We start from the raw sequence: 10,712 nt of genomic DNA on the forward strand, positions 1-10,712 counted from the left end.
ACCGGCCGGGCGCGGATCGCCCGCCCCGGGATTCACTCCGTACCGACGAAGGGACACCGCCGAGATGGCCGACACCGTGAAGGGCCCCGCCAGCTACTTCCCCTCCATCGAGAAGAAGCACGGCCGCCCGATAGCGGAGTGGAAGGAACTCATCCGTTCCTCGCCGCTGGTCAAGCACATGGAGCTGGTCTCCTGGCTCAAGACCGAGCACGGGCTGGGGCACGGTCACGCCAACGCCCTGGTTGCGCACACCCTCGCCGAGGGCCGGGGCTGAGTCGGACGGGGGAGGGGCCTCAGAGGCGTATGCCGTCGCGGAGCATCCGGAGCGCCCTGTCCACCAGTTCGATCAGATCGTCCTGGTGGTCCCGGCCGGCCCAGTACAGCGTCACCTCGCGCAGCGCCCCCAGCACCGCCGCCGTGAACACCTGGACCTCCAGATCGTGCCGGGGGCGCCCGGCGCGGTCCGCGAGGGCGTTGGTCAGCAGGCGCGAGGTCGTCGTCATGGTCTCGGTCATCCGCGCCCGGATCGCGGGGACCTCCACCATCAGCCTCGTGCGCTGGACGACCGCGGCCCGGTCGGCGCGGAGGGCGGCCGTGAGGCCCTGGGTGATGACCTGGCGGACCGAGTCCAGCGGGTCCTCGTCGGCCGGTCGTGCCCGCAGGGCCGCCTCCAGTGCCGGGTCCAGCTCATCGCTGATGACGATGTCCTCTTTGGCCGGGAAGTAGCGGAAGACCGTCGACGGCGAGACCTCGGCCGCCTCCGCGATCTGCTCGACCGTCGTCGCCTCGTACCCCTGCTCGCCGATCAGCTGGTAGGTGGCCCGGCGGATCGCCATCCGCGTCCTCAGCTTCTTCCGCTCGCGCAGCCCCAGCGGTGGCCGCGTGAGGTGCGCAGGGTGCACGGAACCGGAGCCGCCCGTCGGGGCATCTGAGGGGGTAGGTGCGGTGGGGGCCATGGGGATCATTGTCCCGTATCGACCTGTGACGGAGCCATATTCGTGCAGGGGTTCGACAGTTGGTGCGGTTGAAGATGGCCGAAAGGGCCGTGGCGAACTCGCCACGGCCCTTCCTCTGGCAGCGGTCAGCTCTGGTAGGCCACCAGGGAGATGCCGACGTAGTGGACGACGAACGCCGCCAGCGTCAGCGAGTGGAACACCTCGTGGAAGCCGAACCAGCGGGGTGACGGGTTCGGCCGCTTGATCCCGTACACCACACCGCCCACGCTGTAGAGCAGTCCACCGACGATCACGCAGACGAGCACCGCGATGCCCCCGGTGCGCAGGAAGTCCGGCAGGAAGAAGACCGCGGCCCACCCCATGGCGATGTAGCACGGGGTGTAGAGCCAGCGCGGGGCGCCGACCCAGAGCACCCGGAACGCTATGCCCGCCGCCGCTGCCGCCCAGATCGCCCACATGAGCGGCCGGGCGGTGGAATCGGGGAGAAGGAGCATGGCCAGCGGGGTGTAGGTGCCCGCGATGATCAGGAAGATATTGGCGTGGTCGAGGCGGCGCAGGATGGCTTCGCCGCGCGGGCCCCAGTTGCCCCGGTGGTAGAGCGCGCTGACACCGAAGAGCAGACATGCCGTCATGACGTAGACCGCGCAGGCGGCCCTGGCCCGGGGGGAGTCGGCGAGAGCCGTGAGGACCAGCCCCGCGACCACGACGGCCGGGAACATCCCGGCGTGCAGCCAGCCGCGGAGTTTCGGCTTCACCGGAGGCGGCTCTATCTCGATCACTTCGGGCGCTGCTGTCATAGGTGGATGGTACCTACGCATCCGTAGGTAGTGGGTGAGTGCACGGAACCGGACGAGTGTTTCGGGGTGAGGCACCGACTCGTTCCGGCCACTCCCGGGAGGAGGTGCCGGGGGGTGCGATCGCCCGCCGATGGTCATCGGATGAGGGCCGAACGAGTGGTGATGCTCACGTGAGCTGCCCCCTGGACATATGCGCACCGGCCACGGATGATCAGATGAGTGCGGTCGGCACCGGATGAGCGGCTACGAAGCATCCGGGTCGCAGCCCCCACGGGGCGCACCACAGGCCATAAAGGGCCATCTCAGGGCAGAGAACTACACACCCCTCATTTAGGAGCGATCGTGGCGCGCGACATCGCGGCTCCCAGCACCGTCCCCACCAACCACCGGGAGCTGATCTCCTGGGTCGACGAGATCGCGGCAATCACCCAGCCGGACCGGGTCGTCTGGTGCGACGGGTCCGAGGCGGAGTACGAGCGCCTCTGCGACGAACTGGTGGCCAAGGGAACCTTCACCAAGCTGGACCCGGTCAAGCGCCCGAACTCGTACTACGCCGCGTCCGACCCCACCGACGTCGCCCGCGTCGAGGACCGCACCTTCATCTGCTCCGAGAAGGAGGAGGACGCGGGCCCGACCAACCACTGGAAGTCCCCGGCGGAGATGAAGGCGATCTTCACCGACGAGAACGGCATCTTCCGCGGCTCCATGCGCGGCCGGACGATGTACGTCGTCCCCTTCTGCATGGGCCCGCTGGGCTCCCCGCTCTCCGCGATCGGCGTCGAGATCACCGACTCCGCCTACGTCGCGGTCTCCATGCGCACCATGACCCGGATGGGCCGGCCCGTCCTGGACGAGCTGGGCTCCGACGGGTTCTTCGTCAAGGCCGTCCACACCCTTGGCGCACCCCTCGCCGAGGGCGAACAGGACGTCCCCTGGCCCTGCAACTCCACCAAGTACATCTCGCACTTCCCCGAGACCCGCGAGATCTGGTCGTACGGTTCCGGCTACGGCGGCAACGCCCTCCTCGGCAAGAAGTGCTACGCCCTGCGCATCGCCTCCGTCATGGCGCGCGACGAGGGCTGGCTCGCCGAGCACATGCTGATCCTCAAGCTCACCCCGCCCACCGGTGAGTCGAAGTACATCGCCGCCGCGTTCCCCTCCGCCTGCGGCAAGACCAACCTCGCCATGCTGGAGCCCACCATCCCCGGCTGGACCGTGGAGACCATCGGCGACGACATCGCCTGGATGCGCTTCGGCGACGACGGTCAGCTCTACGCGATCAACCCCGAGGCCGGCTTCTTCGGTGTCGCCCCCGGCACCGGCGAGCACACCAACGCCAACGCCATGAAGACCCTCTGGGGCAACGCCGTCTTCACCAATGTCGCGCTCACCAACGACAACGACATCTGGTGGGAGGGCATGACCGAGGAGACCCCGGCCCACCTCACGGACTGGAAGGGCAACGACTGGACGCCCGAGTCCGGCACCCCGGCCGCCCACCCCAACGCCCGCTTCACCGTGCCCGCGGCGCAGTGCCCGACCGTCGCGCCGGAGTGGGAGGACCCCCAGGGCGTGCCGATCTCGGCGATCCTCTTCGGCGGTCGCCGCGCCTCCGCCGTGCCGCTGGTGACGGAGTCGCTGAGCTGGCAGCACGGTGTCTTCCTGGGCGCGAACGTGGCGAGCGAGAAGACCGCGGCCGCCGAGGGCAAGGTCGGCGAGCTGCGCCGCGACCCGTTCGCGATGCTGCCCTTCTGTGGCTACAACATGGGCGACTACATGGCCCACTGGATCAAGGTCGGACGCGACGCCGACCAGGCGAAACTGCCGAAGATCTACTACGTGAACTGGTTCCGCAAGAATGACGCGGGCAAGTTCGTCTGGCCCGGCTTCGGCGAGAACAGCCGGGTGCTGAAGTGGATCGTGGAGCGGCTGGAGGGCACGGCGGCGGGCGTCGAGACCCCGATCGGCGTGCTGCCGACCGCGGAGTCCCTCGACACCGCGGGGCTGGAACTGCCCGCCGATGACCTCGACTTCCTGCTGAAGGTCGACGCCGAGGTCTGGCGCGAAGAGGCGGCGCTCATCCCCGAGCACCTCAACACCTTCGGTGACCACACGCCGAAGGAACTGTGGGACGAGTACCGCTCACTGGTCGCCCGCCTCGGCTGAGACCGGTCACCGCGGCCGGTCGTCCAAGGCCGGCCGCGTACGGGCAAGGCGTCGCGGCGGCCCTGAGTCGAGGGCCCGGTGACGCGTGCGGCCCCCGGAGCCCTTATCGGCTCCGGGGGCCGCACGCGTCTGGTGCGGAGCCCTCGGGCGGGAGCGCGGGGGATGGGCCCCCACCCGAGGGTGCGCAGGGCACCCGGTCCACGGACCTCCCCGGCTCGTGGACCGGGGCCGTCAGTGGGCGCCGACCAGACGGAGTTCGTCCAGGGCGGCGGCGTGGGCGTCCATCCGACCGGCCGCGAGCACGGCGACCGTGGTGTCCGCGCGGGAGGCGGCGACGACGAGCGCCCGGCCCGCCAGGGAGTGGGCGCGACGGTGTAGGGCGTCGGTACCGGCGCCGCTGAGGCCGGCGTGCCGGACCGGCGGGGTGCCGCGCAGCCTGGCTATCTGGGCCGCGATGCGCTCGGCCGGCTCTTCGAGACCCAGCTCGTCGGTGACGGCCAGGAGTGCGGAGAGATGGCCGGCGAGCTGGATGTCCAGCTCTTCGTCGCGGGTGCGGTGGGGGAACCCGGCGCCGTCGGCCATCGTGTGGACGGACTTGGTGCGGATCGGCTCGTACATGGGGATGGCCTCCTGTTCACACTCAAGAAGCCATCGTACATTGGATTGAGTCTAAAGTTGAGTGAAGTCGGGATTTGGTGCATGATCGCCCGACCGCCCCTGGTGGGAGTGGTGGCCGGGCCGATCGGCGGCGGTACGTCAGGGCTGGCCGTATCCGTCGAGGAACGAGCCGATCCGGGTCACCGCGTCCGCCAGCTCCTTGACCGCCGGCAGTGTCACGATCCGGAAGTGGTCGGGCTCCGGCCAGTTGAAGCCCGTACCGTGCACGACCATGATCTTCTCGGCCCGCAGCAGGTCCAGCACCATCTGCCGGTCGTCCTTGATCTTGTAGACCTTCGGATCGAGCCGCGGGAAGAGGTAGAGCGCGCCCTTCGGCTTCACACAGGTGACACCCGGGATCTGGGTCAGCAGGTCGTAGGCCGCGTCCCGCTGCTCCAGGATGCGCCCCCCGGGCAGCACCAGGTCCTCGATCGACTGCCGTCCGCCCAGCGCCGTGGCCACCGCGTGCTGCGACGGCATATTCGCGCACAGCCGCATATTGGCGAGGATGGTCAGACCCTCGATGTAGGAGGACGCGTGGGCCTTGGGCCCGCAGACCGCCAGCCAGCCGGAGCGGTAGCCGGCCACCCGGTAGTTCTTGGAGAGCCCGTTGAAGGTGAGGACCATCAGGTCCGGGGCGATGGCGGCCGTCGGGGTGTGGGTGGCGCCGTCGTAGAGGATCCGGTCGTAGATTTCGTCGGAGCAGACGATCAGGTTGTGGCGGCGGGCGATCTCGGTGAGCGCGCGGAGCGTTTCGTCGTCGTACACCGCCCCCGTGGGGTTGTTCGGATTGATGATCACCATCGCCTTGGTGCGATCGGTGATCTTCCGCTCCAGATCGGCGAGGTCCGGCATCCAGTCGGACTGTTCGTCGCACCGGTAATGGACGGCGGTGCCCCCGGCGAGGGAGACCGACGCGGTCCACAGCGGATAGTCCGGGGCGGGTACGAGCACCTCGTCCCCGTCGTCGAGCAGCGCCTGCATCGACATCTGGATCAGCTCGGACACGCCGTTGCCGAGATAGACGTCCTCGACATCCAGCGCGATTCCCTTGGTCTGATAGTGCTGCATCACCGCACGCCGTGCGGAGAGTAGTCCTTTCGCGTCACCGTATCCGTGCGCGCTGCCGAGATTGCGGAGGATGTCCTCCAGAATCTCGGGTGGGCACTCGAAACCGAAAGCCGCCGGATTGCCGGTGTTGAGCTTGAGGATGCGGTGCCCTGCCGCCTCCAGCCGCATCGCCTCCTCAAGGACCGGGCCCCGGATCTCGTAACAGACATTTGCGAGCTTCGTAGACTGGATCACCTGCATGTCGGTGAGCTTACGGGCGCCTTCCGCCGAGTGCCGAGCGTTTTCTCCCGCCGCCGTCTTCACGGCGGTGCCGGGAAATGCGGGCCGGATTGTTTCGGGATGGTGAGGGCGGGGCGCGTCCTTGGAATGGGCCATCCGGACGGCCTCACCGCCTACGGTTCACGCGGTGGTCACGGGGTAATGGCGGACCGGTGTTGCCCTCGTCACTGAGCAGGCCCGGGGGTGACCACCCAGCCGGGGGTCCGGGGGCGCCCCCGGCGCGCGAGCCCGGAGCCGTTGCGCCCCCGTGTCGTTCATGAAGCGCCGCTCACGATGTGCCGCCTTTGAGTGCGGCCGATGACGTGGTTCGTGCGTGTGATCCGTACGCGTGGTCCGCGCACGCAAAACGCCCCGGGGTGCGCTGGTGCGCGCGCCCCGGGACGGCAGAATACCGACCGGATGTCAGCCGTTCACACAGGCATTGCCGAAAGCCGGGTTCAGCAGCGCGATGATGTTGATCGAGTTTCCGCAGACGTTGATGGGAACGTGGACGGGAACCTGGATCACGTTGCCGGACAGTACGCCGGGTGAACCGACAGCGGCACCGTGGGCATCCGCGTCGGCCATGGCGGGGGCGGCAGCGCCCACCGTCATGAGGATTCCAGCAATAACGGCGGCGGCCTTCGTGGACTTCATCTTTTTGATCCTTTCAGCGGCGGTGCGCTACACAGTCGCGACCTTCGCGCTGCGCCGACAGAGTCCTGCTCATGAGGGAGCACCCCCGCAGATCTAGTAACGACTGGATTCCCGCGAGGAAACGTTCATATGGCTGTAAGTTCGAAAAGTCACTCGTATGCAGCAGGGCAATTCGTCGAACCGCTGTCGGATATTTTGATATAGCGCGCCGGGCAGTCGCCGGTGTTCTCCGGAAGGCGCTGGGTAAATAAGTGTGTCCCCGGGCGTGCGACGCCCGGGGACACACCCACGACCTCAGTGTGACGCTCAGTTGTTGCCGGCGCCGTTGCCCGACAGAACCGGGATGTTGCTGAGGATGTGGGACAGCGGCTCGTCGCCCTTGGCCTGCGTCGAGTTCTCGGTGCACTGCTGGTTCTGCGGCGCCGAGAGGATCGGGATGTCCTGGACGGCGATCGGGATGAGACCGATGAGGGAGCCGATGTTGGCCTTGGCCGGCAGGCCGATGCAGGGCTTGTTGAGCGAACCCTGGATGAGGGCCAGCTGCGGGCTCATGTCGCCGTGGGTGGCGGAGTTGCCGTACGACTGCGAGGAGCCGTTGCCGCTGAAGGAGGTGGTGCCGTTGTCATTGCCGATGGCCATGGCCGAGGGGGCCATCGTGGCGCCGGCGCCCACCATCGAAGCGGTGACCGCCGCGGTAGCCAGAATCTTCTTGATCACGTGTTGTCCCTTTTCGCTATGAACGATCGATCGTGGAGCAGACTGATCAACTGCTCTCGACCTGTTTGGTTCCGTGCGTTCACTCGAATGCTGGACGGCATCGGAAGTGATGACGCGTACGGAATATCGACGGAGGGTCATACAATATGGACCCCCCGTCGATAGATTGCGGATCGCCACGCATCCGGGCGCGCCATGCCAACAGGAAGCACGACTGCCCCACGACGCAATGCGCCGCCGGCTGGAGGCTCGCTCCCGGAAAGACAGCAGACGAGATCCGCCCCGCCATTCAAGCACCGAAAAGGGGTCGAACGGTCCTGCCGTCACCCGTCTGCGGAATGAATTCCGGGGATCCGTATGGACAATCCGTGAGACGGGGTATCGGCGCCCATTCCAGGCGTACGGGGGAGCGGACAGCACAACGACCCCGGCACCGAACGTGCGCCGGGGTCGTCGTACGGTCACCGCGGTGCCGCTGTCCGCCGGATGGGGCGTCAGCGGTTCGCGACGCCGTTGCCCGACAGGATCGGGATGTTGCTGAGGATGTGCGACAGCGGCTCGTCGCCCTTGGCCTGCGTCGAGTTCTCGGTGCACTGCTGGTTCTGCGGCGCGGACAGGATCGAGACGTCCTGGACGGCGATCGGGATGAGACCGATGAGGGAGCCGGCGTTGGCCTTGAGCGGCAGGCCGATGCAGGGCTTGTTGAGCGAGCCCTGGACCAGACCGAGCTGCGGGCTCAGGTCGCCGTGGGTGGCGGAGTTGCCGTACGCCTGGGTGGAGCCGTTGCCGCTCACCGACGTGGTGCCCTGGTGGTCGCCGATGGCCATAGCCTGCGGTGCCATGGCCGCGCCCGCGCCCACCACGGAGAGGGTGACCGCCGTGGTCGCCATAACCTTCTTGAACATGTTCCGTCCTTCGGTTTCGTGGATGCCCACTACTGGAGCCCCCTGAGCAACTGCGGGCCGGTTGTTTGGTTCTTCCGGTTCACTCCAATGGACGCGCACGGGGAACTCATAGGGCTATTGGGCCGAACGGGGGCACCGGCGAGCTGGGCCGTGTCATCTCTCCCGATCCTCCGTTTCGATGGGTGTGCGCCGCGACGCAGGCGCAGAACATCGAACAGAAGGTGCTGACTTCCATGAAGACTGCCAAGAGGGTCGCCGTGGTGCTGGCCACCGCCGGTGTCGCCGTTGGTGCGGCCGCCGGTTCCGCTCTGGCTGACAGCCAGGCGCACGGTGCCGCCGTCGGTTCGCCCGGCGTGCTGTCCGGCAACCTCATCCAGGTCCCGGTCCATGTCCCGGTCAATGTGGTGGGTAACACCATCAACGTGATCGGCCTGCTGAACCCGGCCTTCGGTAACACCGGTGTGAACGGCTGACGTTCACGCTCCGCCACGCCAGAGGGTGGCGTTCCCGGTATCCCCGGGGGCGCCACCCTCTGCGTGTACCCACACCGTCTGGCGTGCCGTCCCGCTCCCTCCCGTACGGCTGGGCAGACGGGAGCGAAGGTGCCGGGCATACGGAAAGGGGGTGCGGCCACCGACTGCCGCACCCCCCCCTGCCGGAATCGGCCCCCGGGCGGGGGCGCCCCTCCGGTCGGCTCAGCCGCCCAGCATGACCCCGCCGAGCATCGGCGTGAGCGCGCCGGCCGCCCGGAGCGCGTCCTGCGGGGCCTGGCCCTTGACGGAGTTGAGTTCGGTCGCGGTGTCGGCGACGTCCTTCACCACGTTTCCGCTGCCGCCGTTGAGGAGGGGCATCTGGCTGGTGGCGTGGGCGAGACCGCCGTTGAGGCTCGTAGGGAGCGCGGCCTGCGTGGTGTCCATCGCCATCGCGGGAGACGCGGCCCCGAGCGCGGCCACCGAACCTGCGACGATCGCGGCAACCCTCGTGTACTTCATGTCTTCGCACCCTTTCTCCGGCGACGATCGTCGCCGCCGTCCGCAGGGGTAACGAGGTTCCCTCGTGCGAGGAAACCCCCGCGGGGATTCTCGTATCAACCGCTGATGCGCTCACCCGTTCGTGTGGCGAACCTCCGATGGGCTCGTCGGCTCGTCGGTCGAACAGATTTCGCGGTCGCGGTCGGTCGGCGGGGCCGAGTGGGCGCACCATGGCGCCGGAATCGCCGGAACAAAAGGGCGAGTCGCTCACTCGAAGGAGCAATTCGAGTATGCGGAATAGCCGCCGGACGGCGGCGTGAGCGAGTCTGGCGTGATTTCCAACTAGCTTTCTGACAATGTGCACTCTTGTTTTTGTCATGCTGATCGAGCAGGGAGGGCCAGCCATGTCGAGGCCGCTGAGCTGCACCGCACGAGCCATCCTGGGGACCGTTTTCCTGCTGGCCTCGTCCGCCGCCTCCCCGTCCCTCGCGGACGAATCCGCGGTGGACGAATCGCCTCGCATTCCCTTCGCTCAGCGCTATCAGGCCGTCCAGCACGGCGGCGTCGTCCGGGCCGCGAACTCCGCGATCACCTGTCGTACGCCGAAGTCCGACAAGGCGGCCACCTGTTCCTCGGTCCAGGCGGGTGGCGCGGGGGTCAACGGCGATTTCGAGATGTTCTACATCGACGAGGACGACGACCCCAACACCTACAACTCCAGCCGCGCCGGCCTGGTGATCCCCCAGCACGGCCGGGTGACGTACGCCCGGCTGTACTGGGGCGGGAACCTGCGGGTCGGGGAGCAGAAGCCGCCCGCGGACAACGGGCGGATCCTGATCGCCGAACCGGGCGGCCGGTACAAGGAAGTCCTCGCCGACACCACCGTCGCGCACCGGGACGCGGACGGCGCCGACGCGTTCCAGGCGTCGGCCGACGTCACCCCGCTGGTGCGGCAGAGCGGCTCCGGTCTTTACACCGTCGCCCAGATCAACGTGGCAATGGGACATTCCGATGTCGGTTCCTGGGGCGGCTGGACCCTGGTCGTCGCCTATGAGAACAGCACCGAACCGTTGCGGCAGATCTCCCTCTGGGACGGATTCGAGTCGCTGAACGCTGATCAGAAGAGCCAGCAGATCGAGATTCCCGGGCTGCGCATTCCCGCACAGGCCGGTGGTCGGGCCGGATTCGTCGCCTACGACGGGGACCGCGGAGAGGTCGGCGACTCCGCGAATGTGCGCGTGGATTCCGGGGAGACGTTCGAGCTCACCGACACCGTGAATCCGGCCGCCGATGTCATGAATTCCACGATCACCGGACCGACCGGTGGGATCACCAGGGAACCCGCTCATACGAACACTCTGGGATACGACTCCGACGTGTTCGACATCGGGCCCGCACTGATGTCCGAAGGCACCAGTTTGAACTTCCGCTTCACCGCCGAAAACCTCGGCCATGCCCTCGGCGTTCTCTTCGTACAGGCCGATACGCGCCGCTGACCACCAGCGCGGCGCCGCTCGCCCGAGCCGAACCGGAACCACCCCTCCCCACTCGACGTAT

12 protein-coding genes are annotated in these 10,712 nt (G+C 67.8%); 4 read left to right on the forward strand and 8 right to left on the reverse strand.

Annotated features, from left to right (window positions below; translation table 11 throughout):
• The first annotated feature begins 64 nt into the window (after positions 1-64).
• Positions 65-274 carry a DUF4287 domain-containing protein gene (locus ACH4S7_RS09140; protein WP_398520449.1) on the forward strand — a complete coding sequence of 70 codons (210 nt, stop codon included), beginning with the start codon at positions 65-67 and terminating at the stop codon, positions 272-274.
• A 19-nt stretch (positions 275-293) separates the two neighbouring features.
• On the opposite strand, the gene ACH4S7_RS09145 is transcribed toward ACH4S7_RS09140, so the two are convergent.
• Positions 294-956, reverse strand: a complete 663-nt coding sequence (locus ACH4S7_RS09145) for a TetR/AcrR family transcriptional regulator (RefSeq protein WP_398520450.1) — start codon at positions 954-956, stop codon at positions 294-296.
• Between the two features lie 125 nt (positions 957-1,081).
• On the reverse strand, positions 1,082-1,753 hold the full coding sequence (locus tag ACH4S7_RS09150; RefSeq protein ID WP_398520451.1) for a hemolysin III family protein: 672 nt from the start codon (positions 1,751-1,753) through the stop codon (positions 1,082-1,084).
• Between the two features lie 342 nt (positions 1,754-2,095).
• Between ACH4S7_RS09150 and ACH4S7_RS09155 the strand changes: the two genes are divergently transcribed.
• Positions 2,096-3,919, forward strand: a complete 1,824-nt coding sequence (locus ACH4S7_RS09155; protein ID WP_398520452.1) for a phosphoenolpyruvate carboxykinase (GTP) — start codon at positions 2,096-2,098, stop codon at positions 3,917-3,919.
• Positions 3,920-4,150: 231 nt separating this feature from the next.
• Here the strand turns inward: ACH4S7_RS09155 and ACH4S7_RS09160 are convergent, their stop codons facing one another.
• From ACH4S7_RS09160 to ACH4S7_RS09180, 5 genes are all read right to left on the reverse strand, one after another.
• Complete coding sequence (locus ACH4S7_RS09160; protein ID WP_398520453.1) at positions 4,151-4,537, reverse strand: hypothetical protein; 387 nt, start codon at positions 4,535-4,537, stop codon at positions 4,151-4,153.
• Between the two features lie 138 nt (positions 4,538-4,675).
• On the reverse strand, positions 4,676-5,887 hold the full coding sequence (locus ACH4S7_RS09165; protein WP_398520454.1) for a pyridoxal phosphate-dependent aminotransferase: 1,212 nt from the start codon (positions 5,885-5,887) through the stop codon (positions 4,676-4,678).
• 441 nt (positions 5,888-6,328) lie between these two features.
• Positions 6,329-6,562, reverse strand: coding sequence for a chaplin (locus ACH4S7_RS09170; RefSeq protein WP_398520455.1), 234 nt, complete (start codon positions 6,560-6,562; stop codon positions 6,329-6,331).
• Positions 6,563-6,868: 306 nt separating this feature from the next.
• The gene (locus tag ACH4S7_RS09175; protein ID WP_398520456.1) at positions 6,869-7,279 is read right to left on the reverse strand and encodes a rodlin; all 411 of its coding nucleotides are present in this window, start codon (positions 7,277-7,279) and stop codon (positions 6,869-6,871) included.
• Positions 7,280-7,773: 494 nt separating this feature from the next.
• Positions 7,774-8,184 (reverse strand): rodlin, encoded by a 411-nt coding sequence (locus ACH4S7_RS09180; protein WP_398520457.1) that lies wholly within the window; start codon positions 8,182-8,184, stop codon positions 7,774-7,776.
• 233 nt (positions 8,185-8,417) lie between these two features.
• Between ACH4S7_RS09180 and ACH4S7_RS09185 the strand changes: the two genes are divergently transcribed.
• Complete coding sequence (locus ACH4S7_RS09185) at positions 8,418-8,657, forward strand: chaplin (protein WP_398520720.1); 240 nt, start codon at positions 8,418-8,420, stop codon at positions 8,655-8,657.
• 222 nt (positions 8,658-8,879) lie between these two features.
• On the opposite strand, the gene ACH4S7_RS09190 is transcribed toward ACH4S7_RS09185, so the two are convergent.
• Positions 8,880-9,176, reverse strand: coding sequence for a hypothetical protein (locus ACH4S7_RS09190; protein ID WP_398520458.1), 297 nt, complete (start codon positions 9,174-9,176; stop codon positions 8,880-8,882).
• A gap of 383 nt (positions 9,177-9,559) precedes the next feature.
• On the opposite strand from ACH4S7_RS09190, the gene ACH4S7_RS09195 reads away from it, so the two are divergent.
• Positions 9,560-10,651 (forward strand): DUF3344 domain-containing protein, encoded by a 1,092-nt coding sequence (locus tag ACH4S7_RS09195; protein ID WP_398520459.1) that lies wholly within the window; start codon positions 9,560-9,562, stop codon positions 10,649-10,651.
• The last annotated feature ends 61 nt before the right edge of the window (positions 10,652-10,712 follow it).

The sequence above is a fragment of the Streptomyces sp. NPDC020965 genome (assembly GCF_044333555.1).
GTDB lineage: Bacteria > Actinomycetota > Actinomycetes > Streptomycetales > Streptomycetaceae > Streptomyces.

Excerpts from the sequence above, each read along its gene's own strand:
- ACH4S7_RS09170 (WP_398520455.1), bottom strand. The coding sequence starts at position 6,562 with ATGAAGTCCACGAAGGCCGCCGCCGTTATTGCTGGAATCCTCATGACG.
- ACH4S7_RS09185 (WP_398520720.1), top strand. The coding sequence starts at position 8,418 with ATGAAGACTGCCAAGAGGGTCGCCGTGGTGCTGGCCACCGCCGGTGTC.
- ACH4S7_RS09140 (WP_398520449.1), top strand. The coding sequence starts at position 65 with ATGGCCGACACCGTGAAGGGCCCCGCCAGCTACTTCCCCTCCATCGAG.
- ACH4S7_RS09145 (WP_398520450.1), bottom strand. The coding sequence starts at position 956 with ATGGCCCCCACCGCACCTACCCCCTCAGATGCCCCGACGGGCGGCTCC.
- ACH4S7_RS09150 (WP_398520451.1), bottom strand. The coding sequence starts at position 1,753 with ATGACAGCAGCGCCCGAAGTGATCGAGATAGAGCCGCCTCCGGTGAAG.
- ACH4S7_RS09180 (WP_398520457.1), bottom strand. The coding sequence starts at position 8,184 with ATGTTCAAGAAGGTTATGGCGACCACGGCGGTCACCCTCTCCGTGGTG.
- ACH4S7_RS09190 (WP_398520458.1), bottom strand. The coding sequence starts at position 9,176 with ATGAAGTACACGAGGGTTGCCGCGATCGTCGCAGGTTCGGTGGCCGCG.
- ACH4S7_RS09195 (WP_398520459.1), top strand. The coding sequence starts at position 9,560 with ATGTCGAGGCCGCTGAGCTGCACCGCACGAGCCATCCTGGGGACCGTT.
- ACH4S7_RS09165 (WP_398520454.1), bottom strand. The coding sequence starts at position 5,887 with ATGCAGGTGATCCAGTCTACGAAGCTCGCAAATGTCTGTTACGAGATC.
- ACH4S7_RS09160 (WP_398520453.1), bottom strand. The coding sequence starts at position 4,537 with ATGTACGAGCCGATCCGCACCAAGTCCGTCCACACGATGGCCGACGGC.